The sequence below is a fragment of the Leclercia sp. UBA7405 genome (genome assembly GCF_037152215.1).
Lineage (GTDB): Bacteria > Pseudomonadota > Gammaproteobacteria > Enterobacterales > Enterobacteriaceae > Enterobacter > Enterobacter pneumoniae.
Genome location: NZ_JBBCMR010000002.1, coordinates 120,338 through 139,377, shown reverse-complemented (window position 1 = coordinate 139,377; position 19,040 = coordinate 120,338). Strand labels below are relative to the sequence as shown.

The window sequence follows — 19,040 nt, the reverse complement described above, 5'->3', positions numbered from 1 at the left end:
ACAGGATGGCGGTTCTTATTAAGGGAATAATGAAGAGCCGTGAGTAAATAGAGTATTTGGCGGTAAAAAAAACAACGAGCCGTCATTATTGTTGAAACCTATGCAGGGTGTGAGGCTAGCGGAGGGGGGAAATATCTCCGCGAGCCTTGACTCTTTTATTAACAACGACCGGCTTTCCTGGAAAGCGCATCACATGTGGTATTACTGGTGCCGTTATTAGTGCCGGCGCAAATCGCATCGGATACCGTATCCTCAGCGCCTAATGGAATCACGCCATATAATTTTGCCGCGCCGACTTTGGTTACGTAGCAACGGTGGGCCGTGTTGTTGACGGTGGCGACGAAATTGGTTTTAACCCCTTTTTTGTCGACATTTGAGATGGTTACCTTGCTGGCGTCGACATTCAGGGCAAATGACGCCGCATCTTTCATCTCTTTCTCTGTTACGGCCGGACTCATTCCGCAACCGGCTAAAAGCAGAGTCGATAATACGATGGCGACAAAACGACGTTTATTCATGGTAGTGCTCCTTGCAAATTATCATGTCCGCCAAGTATAAGTGTTATTAATATTAGAGCCTGTTGATTTTGATCATTAAATAAGGTGCTTTGAATCTGGGTTTATTATTTATTATGAGGTTGGGATGGCGTTATTTATATGCGGAGATAATGATTATTTTATTCTGATAATTATTATCTATTTATATTTTATTAAAGGGAAAGGTAATAAAGGGAAGGAAAAACAGGCCCGCCAGACGCGGGCCTGTTTTTTAGCTCATAAACGCAGGCTGTTTGTTCTCGTAGGCGGAGATTGCCTCTTCATGCTGTAACGTCAGGCCGATGCTGTCCAGGCCATTGAGCATGCAGTGGCGGCGGAAATCATCAATCTTAAAGCTGTAAGACTTTTCGCCCGCTTTCACCACCTGAGCTTCCAGGTCCACCTCAAAGGTGATCCCCGGCTGCGCTTTCACCAGCGCAAACATCTCGTCTACCTGCGCATCGCTCAGGGTCACCGGCAACAGCTGGTTGTTAAAGCTATTGCCGTAAAAGATGTCGGCGAAGCTGGGGGCGATAACCACTTTGAAACCGTAATCGGTCAATGCCCATGGCGCGTGCTCACGCGAGGAGCCGCAGCCAAAGTTTTCGCGAGCAAGCAGGATGGAAGCCCCTTTGAACTCCGGAAAGTTCAGCACAAATTCCGGGTTCGGCACTTCGCCTTTGTCATCGAGGAAACGCCAGTCGTTAAACAGGTGCGCGCCAAAGCCGGTGCGGGTCACCTTCTGTAAAAACTGCTTTGGAATGATGGCGTCGGTGTCGACGTTGGCCGCGTCCAGAGGGACAACCAGGCCCGTATGCTGGGTAAATTTCTCTGCCATGATTGTCTTCCTTATTTCAGGTTGCGGATGTCGGCGAAATGGCCGGTAACGGCGGCGGCCGCTGCCATGGCCGGGCTGACCAGGTGCGTGCGTCCACCGCGACCCTGACGGCCTTCGAAATTACGGTTGCTGGTAGAGGCGCAGCGTTCACCTGGGTTCAGACGGTCGTTGTTCATGGCCAGACACATAGAGCAGCCAGGCAGACGCCATTCAAAGCCGGCGTTGATAAAGATCTTATCCAGACCCTCTTCCTCCGCCTGCGCTTTCACCGGGCCAGAGCCAGGAACGACCAGCGCCTGAACGCCCGGTGCCACTTTGCGGCCTTTGGCGATCTCTGCCGCGGCGCGTAAATCTTCGATGCGCGAGTTGGTGCAGGAGCCGATAAACACCTTGTCGATCGCCACCTCAGTTAAGGGTATGCCCGGCTGTAAGCCCATATAGGCCAGCGCTTTCTCGGCGCTGGCGCGTTCAACCGGATCGGCAAAGGAGGTGGGATCCGGAACCGCGTCGTTCACGGAGATAACTTGCCCCGGGTTAGTCCCCCAGGTGACCTGCGGTGCGATCTCTTCGGCCTGCAGGGTTACCACAGTATCGAAGGTGGCGCCGTCATCGGTCTTCAGCGTCTTCCAGTAGGCAACCGCCTCGTCATAATGCTGGCCTTTTGGCGCATGCAGACGCCCTTTCACATAGTCAAAGGTGGTTTGATCCGGTGCGACCAGGCCCGCTTTGGCACCCATTTCGATAGCCATGTTGCACAGGGTCATACGTCCTTCCATGCTCAACGCCTGGATGGCATCGCCGCAGAACTCCACCACGTGACCGGTGCCGCCAGCGCTGCCGGTTTTACCGATGATCGCAAGGACAATATCTTTTGCGGTAATACCAGGGGCAGCCTGACCTTTTACCTCAATCTTCATGGTCTTCGCGCGCCCTTGCTTCAGGGTCTGGGTCGCCAGAACATGTTCGACCTCAGAGGTGCCGATACCGAATGCTAACGCGCCAAATGCGCCGTGGGTGGCGGTGTGGGAATCGCCGCAGACAATGGTCATCCCCGGCAGGGTGATGCCCTGTTCGGGTCCCATCACGTGCACGATGCCCTGGTAAGGGTGGTTCAGGTCATAGAGCTCTACGCCAAACTCGTTGCAGTTTTTGATCAGCTCCTGCATCTGAATCCGCGCCATCTCACCGGACGCGTTGATGTCTTTCGTCTGGGTGGAAACGTTATGATCCATGGTCGCGAAGGTTTTACCCGGCTGGCGCACTGGACGATGATGAGCACGCAGGCCGTCAAACGCCTGCGGAGAGGTCACTTCATGTACCAGATGGCGATCGATATAGAGCAGCGGGGTTTCGTTCTGCGCTTCGTAAACCACGTGAGCATCATAAACTTTTTCGTACAACGTCTTCGCCATGATTACACCCCTTCAGCGACATAGCGGGCAATGATATCGCCCATTTCTTCGGTACTGACTGCCGCGTTACCGCGGGCTAAATCACCTGTCCGCACCCCCTCTTCTAAGGCGCGGTTAATGGCATTTTCAATGGCGGTTGCCGCATCATTTGCATCCAGGCTGTAGCGTAACAGCAGCGCCAGGGAGAGGATCTGCGCAATAGGGTTAGCGATGTTTTTACCCGCGATATCCGGCGCCGAGCCACCAGCAGGCTCATACAGGCCAAAACCTTCTTCGTTCAGGCTGGCAGAGGGCAGCATACCCATCGAGCCGGTGATCATGGCGCACTCGTCAGACAAAATATCGCCGAACAGATTCGAACAGAGCAGTACGTCAAACTGAGACGGGTCTTTGATCAACTGCATGGTCGCGTTGTCGATGTACATATGTGACAGCTCAACGTCCGGATACTCCTGGGCGATTTCGTTCACGATTTCACGCCACAGAATGGAGGATTGCAGGACGTTGGCTTTATCAATTGAGGTCACTTTGTGACGGCGCTTGCGTGCAGATTCAAAGGCGATGCGGGCAATACGCTCGATCTCAAAGCGATGATAGACCTCGGTATCAAATGCTTTTTCATGCTGACCGCTGCCTTCGCGGCCTTTCGGCTGGCCGAAATAGATCCCGCCCGTTAATTCACGTACGCAAAGGATATCGAAACCGTTGGCGGCGATGTCGGCGCGCAGTGGGCAGAACTCTTCCAGGCCCTGGTAGAGTTTGGCCGGACGCAGGTTACTGAATAATTTGAAATGCTTACGCAGCGGCAGCAGAGCACCACGCTCAGGCTGCCCGGCAGGAGGGAGATGCTCCCATTTCGGGCCGCCCACGGAGCCGAACAAAACGGCATCGGCGTTTTCACAGCCGGTGACCGTGGCCTGTGGCAACGGCGTACCGTGATTATCAATGGCGATACCGCCCACATCATAGTGGCTGGTGGTAATTTTCATCGCAAAACGGGTGCGAATCGCGTCCAGTACTTTCAGCGCCTGTGCCATAACTTCGGGGCCAATTCCATCACCCGGTAACACAGCAATATGGTAATTCTTCGACATTACACGGTTTCCTTATTGTTCTCTTTATTCTGAGCTTTGCGTTGTAACTCTTTCTCGACCTCAGCGGCGCGCCAGATGTTGTTTAGGACGTGCACCATCGCCTTCGCGGAGGATTCGACGATATCGGTCGCCAGACCTACGCCGTGGAAGCGACGGCCGTTGTAGTTAACCACGATGTCTACCTGACCCAGCGCATCTTTGCCGTGACCTTTGGCGCTTAAACCGTATTTCACCAGCTCAATGTCATAGTCGGTGATGCGGTTGATGGCCTGATAGATCGCATCGACCGGGCCGTTTCCGTTAGCCGCTTCGGCTTTCACTTCTTCACCACAGGCCAGTTTGACGGAGGCGGTGGCAATATCGCTGGAGCCCGACTGCACGCTGAAGTAATCCAGACGGAAGTGCTCTGGTTCCTCTTGCTGCTTATTAATAAACGCCAAAGCTTCCAGATCGTAATCGAATACCTGACCTTTTTTATCCGCCAGCTTCAGGAACGCGTCATACAGCTGATCCATGTTGTAGTCGGCCTCTTTGTAACCCATCTCTTCCATACGGTGTTTCACTGCCGCACGGCCGGAACGGGAGGTCAGGTTCAACTGCACTTGATTCAGCCCGATGGATTCCGGGGTCATGATTTCGTAGTTTTCGCGATTTTTCAGCACACCATCCTGGTGAATGCCCGAGGAGTGGGCAAAGGCGCCGGTGCCGACGATGGCTTTGTTCGCCGGGATCGGCATGTTGCAGATCTGGCTGACCGTCTGGCTGGTACGCCAGATTTCGTTGTGATTGATGCGGGTGTGCACATTCATGATGTCTTTGCGCACCTTGATGGCCATGATGACCTCTTCCAGTGAACAGTTACCGGCGCGCTCGCCGATACCGTTCATCGCGCCTTCAACCTGGCGGGCACCCGCGTGGACGGCGGCAATGGCGTTACCTACGGCCAGGCCCAGGTCGTCGTGGGTATGGACAGAGATGATGGCTTTGTCGATGTTAGGCACACGCTCATACAGCCCGGTGATGATATTGGAGAACTCGAACGGCATGGTATAGCCGACGGTATCCGGGATATTGATGGTGGTTGCGCCTGCGCTGATGGCGGCTTCGACGACGCGCGCCAGGTCAGCAATTGGGGTGCGGCCCGCGTCTTCGCATGAGAATTCCACGTCATCAGTGTAATTACGGGCGCGTTTTACCATATAGATGGAGCGCTCAATCACTTCGTCCAGCGTACTACGCAATTTGGTTGCAATGTGCATTGGCGAGGTGGCGATAAAGGTATGGATACGGAAAGCTTCGGCCACTTTCAGCGACTCGGCAGCGACGTCGATATCCTTTTCTACACAGCGCGCCAGACCACAAACCCGGCTGTTTTTGATCGTGCGGGCGATGGTCTGTACAGATTCAAAATCACCCGGTGAGGAGACCGGGAAACCCACTTCCATGACATCTACGCCCATACGTTCGAGGGCCAGAGCAATCTGCAGTTTTTCTTTAACACTCAGGCTGGCCTGTAATGCTTGTTCACCATCACGTAAGGTCGTATCGAAAATAATGACTTGCTGGCTCATGGGTTAGGTCCTTGTCTGTATTTGGGCGCCTTGCTACGAGCATAAAAAAACCCGCGCAGTGGCGCGGGTTTTTTGTTTACCAGAGACGATTCAACGCTGAATTTCGTCCGCCAGTCTACCGCGCACAATGGATGCGTTTAGTAGTAGTAGACCGGTGAAACGAATGCTGCGGATCATGAATCTAGCCTCGGTTAAATGCGATATGCTTTTAGTGGTACTGGATACGCGCATTGATGTCAACCCCGCAAGGGTGAAAAGGGCGGACGAGAAGGCAGACAGCCAAAGATGAAATGAGCTAATTGTGCTGCTTTTTTCGTTGAAGACAATTTAAATGCTCTGCGATTCATTTGCATATTCATCGCTGGAATTAAAAGAAGATGTTTGTTTGCATTTGTACAAATTTTGCGACATGTCGCTAATATTATTTATTGTCTTATGAATCAGAAGGTTGTTTAGGCTCTTTTTTTGTGATGAAGAATAAAGTGATTAGGTTGGTAATTCATTGTTAATAATTACCTCTAGAAAGTTGTTAACAATTAATAGTGGCTTAAATAATCCTTAATTAGATGCCGTGTTGTATATTTATAGAGATTATGATTTCATTGGATAACTAAACTATTTAGTATGTTTTGACGGGGCAACTCCCTTTTTAAGGTACAGAACTCCTTTTTATCGCTTGTGACAGAGTTTGATGTTTTCTGAAATTTATATATTTCTCTTTTGCTTGTTTTATATGCGTGATAAATCATATTTTGTCAGCTTATTATTGCGCACAAGTAAAAGGAGCTTAGCATGACAGTGAAGATGGATATGTGTGACGAAAATAGTGAAAAAGCACCGCAGAATGAGAATACTAAACCTCAGTTGCGTACCGTGGATCTTAATCTGCTTACCGTCTTTGATGCGGTAATGCAGGAGCAAAATATTACCCGGGCGGCACATGCCCTGGGGATGTCGCAACCGGCAGTAAGTAATGCGGTTGCAAGACTTAAAGTCATGTTTAATGATGAATTATTTGTAAGGTATGGCAGAGGGATTCAGCCCACCGCCCGCGCGTACCAGCTGTTCGCTTCGGTGCGACAAGCGCTGCAACTGGTGCAAAATGAACTACCGGGTTCCGGTTTTGAGCCGTTAGTTAGCGAGCGTATTTTCCATCTCTGTGTATGCAGCCCACTGGATAATTATTTAACCTCGATTATTTATAATAAAGTGGGTGAGATCGCCCCCAATATTCAACTTGTCTTCAAATCCTCTCTCAATCAAAACACGGAACATCAGCTGCGTTATCAGGAGACGGAGTTTGTTATTGGTTATGAAGAGTTTCGTCGCCCGGAATTCTCCTGCGTGCCTTTATTCAAAGATGAAATGGTTCTGGTATCCAGTAAAAAACATCCGCGTTTGCATGGCACGCTGCATGAAAGCGATATTTATAATGAGCAGCACGCCGTTGTTGCCCTGGACAGATATGCCTCCTTCAGTCAGCCGTGGTATGACACGCCGGATAAACAAGCCAGCGTTGCTTATCAGGGCATGGCAATGGTCAGTGTATTAAATATTGTGTCGCAAACACATCTGGTCGCTATCGCTCCGCGCTGGCTGGCTGAGAAATTTGCCGAACCGCTGAGCTTACGTATTCAGGCGTTGCCTCTGCAGTTGAATACGCGGACCTGTTATCTCTCCTGGCATGAAGCGGCGGGGCGCGATAAAGGTCATCAGTGGATGGAAGAGTTATTAGTGAATGTCTGTCATCGCTAAAACATCACAGGATAAGCACCATATTTGTTGTTTATCCTGCATTTTTTAATCGTTATGAAATTTTATACTGTCAGCCATTTTTTTACCTCGCCTTCTTTGTCACAAAAATGGATGAATTTCTGTGACGCTTCCAGTTTATGTGATTATTGGTCGGTGCATTTCCTGCTGGCAGTATATTTATCCATAACTCAACCTTATACCCCTTGATTCTACTTTCTTAGGCTATCCCCTTCGGGGGAGCGCGAATTGCCTGCCTGAGGGCAAGCGGTTATGTTAACTGTCACTCTGCACAATAAAAATGACTGGGGTCACCCTGGTCAATAAAGATGGAGCAGAAATGATCTCTGCTGTCCGTCTGTAACGTGATGCCTGGAGGCAAAGCATGGAGATGTTGTCTGGCGCCGAAATGGTCGTCCGGTCGTTAATCGATCAGGGCGTGAAGCAAGTGTTCGGTTATCCTGGGGGCGCAGTCCTCGATATTTACGATGCACTACATACCGTTGGCGGTATTGACCACGTGCTGGTGCGCCACGAGCAGGCGGCGGTGCATATGGCTGATGGACTGGCGCGCGCGACCGGCGAAGTGGGCGTGGTGCTGGTCACTTCTGGCCCTGGGGCAACCAATGCCATTACCGGGATTGCTACCGCCTATATGGACTCTATCCCGCTGGTGATTCTCTCCGGTCAGGTCGCGACATCGCTGATAGGTTATGATGCCTTTCAGGAGTGCGACATGGTTGGGATCTCCCGGCCGGTGGTCAAGCACAGCTTCCTGGTGAAACAGACGGAAGACATTCCGGGCGTGCTGAAAAAGGCATTCTGGCTGGCGGCCAGCGGCCGTCCTGGCCCGGTCGTGGTGGATCTGCCAAAAGATATCCTCAACCCGGCGAATAAGCTGCCGTACGTCTGGCCTGATTCGGTCAGTATGCGCTCTTATAATCCGACAACCCAGGGACACAAAGGGCAGATTAAGCGCGCCCTGCAAACGCTGCTGGCGGCGAAAAAACCGGTTGTCTATGTCGGTGGCGGGGCCATTAATGCCCATTGTGAAGAGCCGTTGCGTGAGCTGATTGAAAAGCTCAACCTGCCGGTAGCCTCTTCACTGATGGGATTAGGGGCATTTCCGGCCACCCATCGTCAGGCGTTGGGGATGCTTGGCATGCACGGCACCTATGAAGCCAACATGACGATGCACAACTCCGATGTGATTTTCGCCGTCGGGGTTCGCTTTGATGATCGCACCACAAATAATCTCGCGAAATATTGTCCGAACGCGACCGTACTGCATATCGATATCGATCCCACCTCGATCTCTAAAACCGTCGCGGCGGACGTTCCGATTGTGGGCGATGCGCGCCAGGTGCTGCTGCAGATGCTGGAGCTACTGCCGCAGGAGACAACCACGCAGCCGCTCGACGACATACGTGACTGGTGGCTGCAGATCGAACAATGGCGTACGCGTCAGTGTCTGAAATACGACACGCAAAGCGAGCACATCAAACCGCAGGCGGTAATCGAAACGATCTGGCGTCTGACAAACGGCGATGCTTATGTCACCTCAGACGTAGGTCAGCACCAGATGTTTGCGGCACTCTACTATCCGTTTGATAAACCTCGCCGCTGGATTAACTCTGGCGGTCTGGGAACCATGGGCTTTGGCCTGCCTGCCGCGCTGGGCGTGAAGATGGCGCTGCCAGCGGAAACCGTCGTTTGCGTGACGGGTGATGGTAGTATCCAGATGAATATTCAGGAGCTCTCCACGGCGCTGCAATATGACCTTCCGGTGCTGGTGTTAAACCTTAACAATGGCTATCTGGGGATGGTGAAGCAGTGGCAGGACATGATCTACTCGGGCCGCCACTCTCATTCATATATGAAGTCACTGCCTGATTTCGTTCGTCTGGCAGAAGCCTATGGCCACGTTGGGATCCGGGTTTCCGATCCGGCAGAGCTGGAAGCGAAGCTCGCGCAAGCGCTTGAACAGGTGAAAAACAATCGCCTGGTGTTTGTCGATGTGATCGTAGACGGCACTGAACACGTCTATCCGATGCACATTCGCGGAGGCGGAATGGATGAAATGTGGTTAAGCAAAACGGAGAGAACCTGATATGCGCCGGATATTATCTGTCTTACTGGAAAACGAGTCTGGGGCCTTATCGCGAGTCATCGGGCTTTTCGCACAGCGCGGCTACAATATTGAGAGCCTTACCGTGGCGCCCACCGACGATCCTACCCTCTCGCGGATGACCATTCAGACCGTAGGCGATGCCAAAGTGCTGGAGCAGATCGAAAAGCAGCTGCATAAGCTGGTGGATGTACTGCGCGTGAGCGAGCTGGGGCAGGGGGCCCATGTTGAACGGGAAATCATGCTGGTAAAAGTTCAGGCCACCGGTTACGGGCGTGAAGAAGTGAAACGTAACGCGGAGATTTTCCGCGGCCAGATCATCGATGTTACTCCGTCTATTTATACCGTGCAGCTTGCGGGTACCAGTGACAAGCTTGATGCTTTCCTCGCTTCGGTAAGAGATGTGGCAAAAATCGTTGAAGTGGCTCGCTCTGGCGTCGTAGGGTTATCCCGCGGCGATAAAGTGATGCGCTAAGTCTCAACGAGCCTCTCTCGAACATGCCCGGTCTTCATAACCGGGCTTTTTTTTGCGGCCTGCACCTTTGTGCAGACAAAAGCGGTTGCCGCACACTCTTTTCTGCGCTTAGATGTTAAAAGATTTAGCCATAACCCTGTTGAGGTCATGGACTCTTTTATTTTTTTTGAGGGGCAATTGTGAAACTGGATGAAATCGCCCGGCTCGCCGGCGTGTCACGAACTACGGCAAGCTATGTGATTAACGGTAAAGCGAAGCAATATCGTGTGAGCGATAAGACCGTTGAGAAAGTCATGGCAGTGGTTCGTGAACATAACTACCATCCGAATGCCGTAGCGGCGGGTTTGCGCGCCGGACGCACCCGTTCAATAGGTCTGGTCATTCCGGATCTGGAAAACACCAGCTACACCCGTATTGCAAATTATCTGGAACGTCAGGCGCGCCAGCGTGGCTATCAGCTGCTTATCGCCTGCTCGGAAGATCAGCCTGATAACGAAATGCGCTGTATCGATCATCTGCTGCAGCGTCAGGTTGATGCGATCATTGTTTCAACCTCCCTGCCACCGGAGCACCCTTTTTATCAGCGTTGGGCTAACGATCCGCTGCCGATTGTCGCTCTGGACCGTGCGCTGGATCGCGAACATTTCACCAGCGTTGTGGGAGCGGATCAGGACGACGCCGAAATGCTGGCGGCAGAGCTGCGTACCTTCCCGGCGGAAAAAGTCCTCTATCTGGGTGCGTTGCCAGAGCTATCCGTCAGCTACCTGCGTGAACAGGGCTTCCGGACCGCATGGAAAGACGATCCGCGCAAAGTGGAGTTCCTCTATGCCAATAGCTATGAACGTGAAGCCTCTGCGCAGCTTTTTGAGAAGTGGCTAGAGACGCACGAGATGCCGCAGGCGCTCTTTACCACCTCTTTTGCCCTGTTGCAGGGGGTGATGGACGTGACGCTGCGTCGTGAAGGCAAATTACCCTCGGATCTGGCTATCGCCACCTTTGGGGATAATGAACTGCTCGATTTCCTGCAGTGCCCGGTACTGGCCGTTGCCCAGCGCCACCGCGATGTGGCGGAACGAGTACTGGAAATCGTGCTGGCAAGCCTGGATGAGCCGCGCAAACCTAAACCGGGATTAACCCGTATTCGGCGTAATCTTTATCGCCGTGGTGTACTCAGTCGCGTGTAATAGCCTGACAGGGCAGGTGGGCTGCCCTGTTATTTTGCTTAAATACTTTAAAAATAATGGCCATATTTTTTTTAGGATAATTCTTTAAAAAAGGGCCAGCCCCCTTCTTCAATTACTCGAACATTTAAATTTGTCAGTTTCCTGCTTATTTCAATGTTATTCGTTTACCAGGTTGTATTATTTTGTAACATTCCTGAAGTGCGGTGCTGAATTATCAGCCATTTTTTCCCATCTGAACCTCCCCGGCGCAGTACCGCGGCAGGCTGCGACACATAGCCGTGCAACTGGCGCTGTTATCCCCCTGCAATATGTCTTAAAATGCTGCCCGCGTCGCAAACTGACACTTTATATTTCCTTGCGATGAGAGAAGTGATCTTTAACGCCACTATGTTTATTCGATTTTTTCTTACAAATATTCATAACGTTAATTTGCCTCGCCGGTTGTTCAGTTATTAGCCGGGTCAGGTTACGTCCGTAAACTTGGCGTATTTAGTCTGGTATGGCGGAAGTCCTGGCTTGACAAGGTTTTCCCTCGCTCCGTAAACTCCTTCGGGTGGGATTTTGTGGGTTAAAGTGGTATTGAGGGGGTGAGGCTGGCATGTTCCGTGGAGCGACGTTAGTCAATCTCGACAGCAAAGGGCGTTTATCGGTACCAACCCGATATCGTGATGAGCTGAATGAGAGCGCTTCTGGTCAAATGGTGTGCACCATTGACATCAACCACTCCTGCCTGCTGCTTTACCCCTTGCCTGAATGGGAAATCATTGAGCAAAAGCTGTCTCGACTGTCGAGCATGAATCCACAGGAACGCCGCGTGCAGCGTTTGTTGTTGGGGCATGCGAGTGAATGTCAGATGGACAGTGCGGGCCGATTATTGATCGCCCCGGTACTGCGGCAACATGCTGGTCTGACGAAAGAAGTGATGCTGGTCGGACAGTTCAACAAGTTTGAACTGTGGGACGAAACGACCTGGTATCAACAGGTCAAGGATGATATCGACGCTGAGCAGTCCGATTCCGCGATGTTAACGGATCGATTGCAGGATTTGTCTCTATAAAAATGATGGAAAATTATAAACATACGACGGTGCTGTTGGACGAGGCCGTAAACGGCCTGAATATTCGTCCTGACGGCATTTATATTGATGGGACATTTGGTCGCGGCGGTCACTCGCGTCTGATTCTCTCCCAACTGGGAGCAGAAGGTCGCTTACTGGCAATCGATCGCGATCCGCAGGCTATTGCCGTGGCGAAGACCATCGATGATCCGCGCTTTTCCATCGTACATGGCCCTTTCTCTGCGTTGGCTGACTATGTCGCTGAACGCGATCTGACCGGTAAGATCGACGGTATTCTTCTCGATCTTGGCGTCTCTTCACCACAGCTTGATGACGCGGAGCGCGGCTTCTCCTTTATGCGCGATGGCCCGCTGGACATGCGTATGGATCCTACGCGCGGACAGTCTGCCGCGGAATGGTTGCTGACGGCCGAAGAGGCGGATATCGCCTGGGTGATCAAAACCTTTGGTGAAGAACGTTTTGGTAAGCGCATTGCCCGCGCCATCGTTGAGCGTAACCGTATTGAGCCGATGACCCGTACCAAAGAGCTTGCGGAAGTTATCGCAGCGGCGATGCCGGTGAAGGATAAATACAAACACCCCGCGACCCGTACATTCCAGGCGGTGCGCATCTGGGTAAACAGTGAACTGGAAGAGATAGAGCAGGCGCTAAAAAGCTCGCTCGGCGTGCTGGCCCCGGGAGGGCGGCTATCAATCATCAGTTTCCATTCGCTGGAAGACCGCATTGTGAAGCGTTTTATGCGCGAACAGAGCCGCGGTCCGCAGGTTCCGGCAGGGTTACCGATGACTGAAGAGCAACTCAGGAAACTGGGCGGCCGTCAGTTGCGTGCACTAGGCAAGTTAATGCCGGGCGAAGAAGAAGTGGCTGAAAATCCACGTGCCCGTAGTTCAGTACTGCGCATTGCAGAAAGGACGAACGCATGATCAGCAGAGTGACAGAGACCCTCAGCAAAGTGACGGGATCGTTAGGAAGCAACGAGCGCCATGCCTTGCCTGGCGTGATCGGTGACGATCTTTTGCGATTTGGGAAACTGCCACTCTGCCTGTTCATCTGCATTATCGTAACGGCCGTAACGGTGGTCACCACCGCACACCACACCCGTTTGTTAACGGCGCAACGTGAACAGCTGGTACTGGAACGTGATGCGCTGGACATTGAGTGGCGAAATTTGATTCTTGAAGAAAATGCGCTCGGCGATCATAGCCGGGTTGAACGGATCGCAACGGAAAAGCTGCAGATGCAGCATGTTGATCCTTCTCAGGAAAATATCGTAGTACAAAAATAAGGGAAAACGCGACGCATGAGAGCAGCGGCAAAAGCGCTAAAACCAAAACGTCAGGAAGAACAGGCCAGCTTTATCAGCTGGCGTTTTGCGTTGTTATGCGGCTGTATCTTACTGGCGCTGGGCTTTCTGCTGGGGCGGGTGGCGTGGCTACAGATCATCGCACCGGATATGCTGGTACGTCAGGGGGACATGCGCTCCCTTCGCGTACAAGAGGTCTCGACATCACGAGGGTTGATCACCGATCGTTCTGGTCGTCCGCTGGCCGTCAGCGTGCCGGTAAAAGCGATCTGGGCCGATCCGAAGGAGCTGCATGACGCCGGCGGGATCTCTCTGGATAACCGCTGGAAAGCACTCTCTGACGCGCTCAAAATGCCGCTGGATCAGCTCGCCGCGCGGGTGAATGCCAACCCGAAAGGGCGATTCATCTATCTGGCGCGCCAGGTCAATCCTGATATGGCTGATTACATTAAAAAGCTGAAACTGCCGGGGATCCATCTGCGTGAAGAGTCACGCCGTTACTATCCGTCAGGGGAAGTCACCGCTCACCTCATCGGCTTCACCAACGTGGATAGCCAGGGTATTGAAGGCGTCGAGAAGAGTTTCGATAAATGGCTCACCGGCCAGCCTGGCGAGCGTATCGTGCGTAAAGACCGCTATGGCCGCGTCATTGAAGATATCTCCTCTACCGATAGCCAGGCGGCACACAACCTCGCCCTCAGCATCGATGAGCGTCTGCAGGCGCTGGTTTACCGTGAGCTGAATAACGCCGTCGCTTTCAACAAAGCTGAATCAGGTAGCGCTGTGCTGGTCGACGTCAGCACCGGCGAAGTGCTGGCGATGGCCAGCAGTCCTTCCTATAACCCGAACAATTTCGCCGGTACCGCCAAAGACGCAATGCGTAACCGGTCCATTACCGACGTGTTTGAACCGGGTTCAACCGTGAAGCCTATGGTCGTCATGACCGCCCTGCAACGCGGTATCGTCAATGAAAATACGGTGCTGAACACGGTTCCTTATCGAATTAACGGCCACGAAATCAAAGACGTGGCGCGCTACAGCGAATTGACCCTGACCGGGGTTCTGCAGAAGTCGAGTAACGTCGGTGTTTCTAAGCTGGCGTTAGCGATGCCGTCCTCAGCGTTAGTAGAAACTTACTCACGTTTTGGGCTAGGAAAGGCGACCAATTTGGGGTTGGTCGGAGAACGCAGTGGCTTATATCCTCAAAAACAACGGTGGTCTGACATAGAGAGGGCCACCTTCTCTTTCGGCTACGGGCTAATGGTAACCCCGTTACAGTTAGCGCGAGTCTACGCAACGATTGGCAGCTATGGCATCTATCGTCCGCTGTCGATTACCAAAGTTGATCCCCCGGTCCCCGGCGAGCGTGTCTTCCCGGAGTCTATCGTACGTACGGTTGTGCATATGATGGAGAGCGTGGCGCTGCCAGGCGGCGGCGGGGTCAAAGCCGCAATTAAAGGCTATCGTATCGCGATTAAGACCGGTACAGCGAAAAAAGTAGGGCCAGACGGTCGCTACATTAATAAATACATTGCCTATACCGCAGGCGTAGCGCCTGCAAGCAATCCGCGTTTTGCGCTGGTGGTAGTAATTAACGATCCACAGGCGGGTAAATACTACGGTGGCGCCGTTTCCGCGCCGGTGTTTGGTGCCATCATGGGCGGCGTTTTACGTACCATGAACATCGAACCGGATGCGCTGGCAACGGGCGAGAAAAGTGAATTTGTAATTAATCAAGGTGAGGGAACAGGTGGCAGATCGTAATTTGCGCGACCTTCTTGCTCCATGGGTGCCAAACGCACCGGAGCGAGCACTGCGGGAGATGGTACTCGACAGCCGTGTGGCTGCATCGGGCGATCTCTTTGTAGCGGTGGTCGGTCATCAGGCGGACGGGCGTCGGTATATCCCGCAGGCGATTGCGCAAGGTGTAGCTGCCATTATTGCTGAGGCAAAAGATGAGGCGACCGACGGTGAAATCCGTGAAATGCACGGCGTGCCGGTAATCTTTCTCAGCCAGCTGAATGAGCGTCTCTCTGCACTGGCAGGACGTTTTTATCATGAACCGTCTGAACAACTGCGTCTTATTGGCGTAACCGGTACGAACGGCAAAACTACCACCACGCAGCTTATGGCGCAGTGGGCGCAGCTGCTGGGCGAGACCGGTGCGGTGATGGGCACCGTTGGCAATGGTTTGCTGGGCAAAGTGATCCCAACAGAAAACACCACCGGCTCTGCGGTTGACGTCCAGCACGTGCTGGCGGGTCTGGCAGGGCAGGGGGCAACCTTTGCTGCGATGGAAGTCTCTTCTCACGGGCTGGTTCAACATCGTGTGGCGGCGCTGAAGTTTGCCGCCTCGGTGTTCACCAACCTGAGCCGCGATCACCTCGATTATCACGGTGATATGGAAAATTACGAGGCCGCGAAATGGCTGCTCTATTCCACTCACCACTGCGGTCAGGCGATCATTAATGCCGACGATGAAGTCGGCCGCCGCTGGCTGGCTAAGCTGCCGGACGCCGTTGCCGTGTCGATGGAAGACCATATCAACCCGAACTGTCATGGCCGCTGGCTAAAAGCCACGGAAGTGAACTATCACGACAGCGGTGCAACCATCCGTTTCGCCTCCTCCTGGGGCGAAGGCGAAATTGAAAGCCGTCTGATGGGGGCGTTTAACGTTAGCAATCTGCTACTGGCGCTGGCAACGCTGCTGGCACTGGGTTACCCACTCGCAGAACTGCTGAAAACCTCAGCTCGCCTGCAGCCGGTATGTGGCCGCATGGAAGTCTTCAGCGCACCGGGTAAACCGACCGTAGTGGTTGATTATGCCCACACTCCGGACGCACTGGAGAAGGCGCTGCAGGCAGCTCGTCTGCACTGTGCCGGCAAACTCTGGTGCGTGTTTGGCTGTGGCGGCGATCGTGATAAAGGCAAACGTCCGTTGATGGGCGCCATCGCGGAAGAGTTTGCAGACATTCCGGTCGTGACAGATGACAACCCACGTACCGAAGAGCCGCGCGCCATCATTAACGATATCCTGGCCGGGATGCTGGACGCCGGACGTGCTCGCGTTGTTGAAGGGCGCGCCGAAGCGGTCACTAACGCCATTATGCAGGCCGGTGAAAACGACGTGGTCTTGTTGGCGGGTAAAGGGCACGAAGATTATCAGATCGTGGGGACCAACCGTCTGGACTACTCCGATCGTGTGACCGCAGCGCGTCTGCTGGGGGTCGTAGCATGATTAGCGTATCGCTAAACCAACTCGCCGGCATTTTGCACGGTGAACTACAGGGACAGGATCTGACCTGTGATGCGGTAACAACGGACACCCGTAAAATCACCCCAGGGTGCCTGTTTGTGGCACTGAAGGGCGAGCGTTTTGACGCTCATGATTTTGCCGATCAAGCCAAAGAGGCCGGCGCTGGCGCACTGTTAGTGAGTCGTAAGCTGAATGTCGATTTGCCCCAGGTGGTGGTGAAAGATACCCGCCAGGCGTTTGGTGAACTGGCGGCATGGGTGCGCCAACAGGTCCCTACGCGGATCGTGGCGCTGACCGGTTCATCCGGTAAAACTTCGGTTAAAGAGATGACCGCGGCCATTTTGAGCCAATGCGGTAACACTCTCTACACTGCCGGGAACCTGAATAATGACATCGGTGTGCCGATGACTCTGCTGCGTCTGACGCCAGAGCATGAGTATGCCGTGATTGAGCTTGGCGCTAACCACCAGGGCGAAATCGCCTGGACCGTCAGCCTGACTAAACCGGAGGCGGCGTTAGTCAATAATCTGGCGGCCGCTCACCTCGAAGGGTTTGGCTCGCTCGAAGGCGTGGCGAAAGCGAAGGGCGAAATCTATACCGGTCTGCCGCAGAACGGTATCGCCATCATGAACGCCGATAATAACGACCAGTTGAACTGGAAGAGCGTGATTGGCGATCGCAAAACCTGGCGATTTTCACCGAATGCCGCCAACAGCGACTTTACGGCAACCAATATCCATGTGACCTCGCACGGTACAGAGTTCACCTTACAAACGCCAACCGGCAGCACGGACGTTCTGCTGCCGTTGCCGGGGCGCCATAACATCGCCAACGCGCTGGCCGCGACGGCGCTGGCTATGGCGGTCGGTGCTCCCCTGAGCGCTATCAAAACCGGACTGGCAAATTTGACCGCGGTACCAGGTCGTCTGTTCCCGGTCCCACTGGGTGAAAACAAACTGCTGCTGGACGACTCCTATAACGCCAACGTCGGGTCGATGACCGCTGCGGTTCAGGTGCTGTCCGAAATGCCGGGCTACCGCGTGCTGGTGGTCGGTGACATGGCAGAGCTGGGTGATGAAAGCGTAGCGTGTCACCGCCAGGTGGGGGAAGCAGCGAAAGCTTCAGGTATTGATCGCGTGTTAAGCACCGGAGCATTAAGCCAGACACTTAGTGAGGCAAGCGGCGCAGGTGAGCACTTTGCTGACAAAGCCGCCCTGATCACCCGCCTGAAGGCGTTGATTCAGGAAAAACAAATCATCACCGTTTTGGTGAAAGGTTCACGTAGCGCAGCCATGGAAGACGTTGTGCGCGCATTACAGGAGAATGGGACATGTTAGTTTGGCTGGCCGAACATTTGGTCAAATATTATTCAGGCTTTAATGTCTTTTCCTATCTGACGTTTCGCGCCATTGTCAGCCTGCTGACTGCGTTGTTCATCTCTTTATGGATGGGCCCGCGCATGATTGCCCATCTGCAAAAGCTCTCTTTCGGCCAGGTTGTCCGTAACGATGGTCCGGAATCACACTTCAGCAAACGTGGTACGCCAACCATGGGCGGCATCATGATTCTGACGGCGATCGTCGTTTCCGTGCTGTTGTGGGCCTACCCGTCTAACCCCTATGTCTGGTGTGTGCTGGTTGTGCTGGTGGGCTACGGGATTATTGGTTTTGTCGATGATTACCGCAAAGTGGTACGCAAAGATACCAAAGGGCTGATAGCCCGCTGGAAATACTTCTGGATGTCGGTGATTGCGCTGGGCGTGGCATTCGCGCTCTACCTGGCCGGCAAAGATACCCCGGCCACCGAGTTGGTGGTGCCGTTCTTCAAGGATGTGATGCCACAGCTGGGGATCTTCTACATCCTGCTGGCTTACTTCGTCATTGTGGGTACCGGTAATGCGGTGAACCTGACCGATGGTCTGGACGGCCTGGCTATTATGCCAACTGTCTTCGTGGCTGGCGGGTTTGCGCTGGTGGCCTGGGCAACCGGGAATATGAACTTCGCGAACTACCTGCACATTCCTTATCTGCGTCATGCCGGCGAGCTGGTGATTGTCTGTACGGCGATTGTGGGCGCGGGGCTCGGATTCTTGTGGTTCAACACCTATCCGGCGCAGGTCTTTATGGGTGACGTCGGTTCGCTGGCGCTGGGTGGTGCACTGGGCATTATCGCCGTGCTGCTGCGTCAGGAGTTCTTGCTGGTGATCATGGGAGGGGTGTTCGTGGTTGAAACCCTGTCAGTGATTTTGCAGGTGGGCTCCTTCAAGCTGCGCGGTCAGCGCATCTTCCGTATGGCGCCGATTCACCATCACTATGAATTGAAAGGCTGGCCGGAGCCGCGCGTGATTGTGCGCTTCTGGATTATTTCGCTGATGCTGGTGCTGATTGGCCTGGCAACGCTGAAGGTACGTTAA

Annotated in this window: 17 protein-coding genes; 11 read left to right on the top strand and 6 right to left on the bottom strand. The window is 53.4% G+C overall.

Features of this window, described 5'->3' with window-relative positions; genetic code table 11:
• Window positions 1-158 precede the first annotated feature (158 nt).
• From WFN75_RS12970 to leuL, 6 genes are all read right to left on the bottom strand, one after another.
• On the bottom strand, window positions 159-431 hold the full coding sequence (locus WFN75_RS12970; protein ID WP_040078599.1) for a hypothetical protein: 273 nt from the start codon (window positions 429-431) through the stop codon (window positions 159-161).
• 337 nt (window positions 432-768) lie between these two features.
• Window positions 769-1,374 (bottom strand): 3-isopropylmalate dehydratase small subunit, encoded by a 606-nt coding sequence (leuD, locus tag WFN75_RS12965; RefSeq protein WP_207292988.1) that lies wholly within the window; start codon window positions 1,372-1,374, stop codon window positions 769-771.
• A gap of 11 nt (window positions 1,375-1,385) precedes the next feature.
• Window positions 1,386-2,786: a 3-isopropylmalate dehydratase large subunit gene (gene leuC, locus WFN75_RS12960; RefSeq protein WP_336996286.1), complete on the bottom strand. Its 1,401-nt coding sequence runs from the start codon at window positions 2,784-2,786 to the stop codon at window positions 1,386-1,388.
• A 2-nt stretch (window positions 2,787-2,788) separates the two neighbouring features.
• Entirely contained in the window at window positions 2,789-3,880 is a 1,092-nt protein-coding gene (leuB, locus tag WFN75_RS12955; protein ID WP_046884993.1) for a 3-isopropylmalate dehydrogenase, read from the bottom strand.
• A complete protein-coding gene (gene leuA, locus WFN75_RS12950; RefSeq protein ID WP_040077183.1) occupies window positions 3,880-5,451 on the bottom strand; it encodes a 2-isopropylmalate synthase in 1,572 nt (523 codons plus the stop codon). The genes leuB and leuA overlap by 1 nt, the downstream gene beginning before the upstream one ends.
• A gap of 90 nt (window positions 5,452-5,541) precedes the next feature.
• On the bottom strand, window positions 5,542-5,628 hold the full coding sequence (gene leuL, locus WFN75_RS22685) for a leu operon leader peptide (protein ID WP_154298789.1): 87 nt from the start codon (window positions 5,626-5,628) through the stop codon (window positions 5,542-5,544).
• 615 nt (window positions 5,629-6,243) lie between these two features.
• Between leuL and leuO the strand changes: the two genes are divergently transcribed.
• The 11 genes from leuO (at window position 6,244) to mraY (ending at window position 19,040) form a co-directional block, all read left to right on the top strand.
• Window positions 6,244-7,206, top strand: a complete 963-nt coding sequence (gene leuO / locus WFN75_RS12945) for a transcriptional regulator LeuO (RefSeq protein ID WP_046884991.1) — start codon at window positions 6,244-6,246, stop codon at window positions 7,204-7,206.
• Between the two features lie 382 nt (window positions 7,207-7,588).
• Window positions 7,589-9,313, top strand: coding sequence for an acetolactate synthase 3 large subunit (gene ilvI / locus WFN75_RS12940; RefSeq protein ID WP_046884990.1), 1,725 nt, complete (start codon window positions 7,589-7,591; stop codon window positions 9,311-9,313).
• Window position 9,314: 1 nt separating this feature from the next.
• Complete coding sequence (ilvN, locus tag WFN75_RS12935) at window positions 9,315-9,806, top strand: acetolactate synthase small subunit (RefSeq protein WP_040077180.1); 492 nt, start codon at window positions 9,315-9,317, stop codon at window positions 9,804-9,806.
• A 179-nt stretch (window positions 9,807-9,985) separates the two neighbouring features.
• Window positions 9,986-10,990 carry a catabolite repressor/activator gene (gene cra / locus WFN75_RS12930; protein WP_040077179.1) on the top strand — a complete coding sequence of 335 codons (1,005 nt, stop codon included), beginning with the start codon at window positions 9,986-9,988 and terminating at the stop codon, window positions 10,988-10,990.
• A 598-nt stretch (window positions 10,991-11,588) separates the two neighbouring features.
• Entirely contained in the window at window positions 11,589-12,047 is a 459-nt protein-coding gene (gene mraZ / locus WFN75_RS12925; RefSeq protein WP_040077178.1) for a division/cell wall cluster transcriptional repressor MraZ, read from the top strand.
• Between the two features lie 2 nt (window positions 12,048-12,049).
• Window positions 12,050-12,991, top strand: a complete 942-nt coding sequence (gene rsmH, locus WFN75_RS12920) for a 16S rRNA (cytosine(1402)-N(4))-methyltransferase RsmH (RefSeq protein WP_040077177.1) — start codon at window positions 12,050-12,052, stop codon at window positions 12,989-12,991.
• Window positions 12,988-13,353 carry a cell division protein FtsL gene (ftsL, locus tag WFN75_RS12915; protein ID WP_040077176.1) on the top strand — a complete coding sequence of 122 codons (366 nt, stop codon included), beginning with the start codon at window positions 12,988-12,990 and terminating at the stop codon, window positions 13,351-13,353. Before rsmH ends, ftsL begins: the two co-directional genes overlap by 4 nt.
• Window positions 13,354-13,368: 15 nt before the next feature.
• The gene (locus WFN75_RS12910; protein WP_040077175.1) at window positions 13,369-15,135 is read left to right on the top strand and encodes a peptidoglycan glycosyltransferase FtsI; all 1,767 of its coding nucleotides are present in this window, start codon (window positions 13,369-13,371) and stop codon (window positions 15,133-15,135) included.
• Window positions 15,122-16,609 carry a UDP-N-acetylmuramoyl-L-alanyl-D-glutamate--2,6-diaminopimelate ligase gene (gene murE, locus WFN75_RS12905; protein WP_212477220.1) on the top strand — a complete coding sequence of 496 codons (1,488 nt, stop codon included), beginning with the start codon at window positions 15,122-15,124 and terminating at the stop codon, window positions 16,607-16,609. The genes WFN75_RS12910 and murE overlap by 14 nt, the downstream gene beginning before the upstream one ends.
• Entirely contained in the window at window positions 16,606-17,964 is a 1,359-nt protein-coding gene (murF, locus tag WFN75_RS12900; protein WP_263616175.1) for a UDP-N-acetylmuramoyl-tripeptide--D-alanyl-D-alanine ligase, read from the top strand. The genes murE and murF overlap by 4 nt, the downstream gene beginning before the upstream one ends.
• Window positions 17,958-19,040: a phospho-N-acetylmuramoyl-pentapeptide-transferase gene (gene mraY / locus WFN75_RS12895; protein ID WP_040077172.1), complete on the top strand. Its 1,083-nt coding sequence runs from the start codon at window positions 17,958-17,960 to the stop codon at window positions 19,038-19,040. Before murF ends, mraY begins: the two co-directional genes overlap by 7 nt.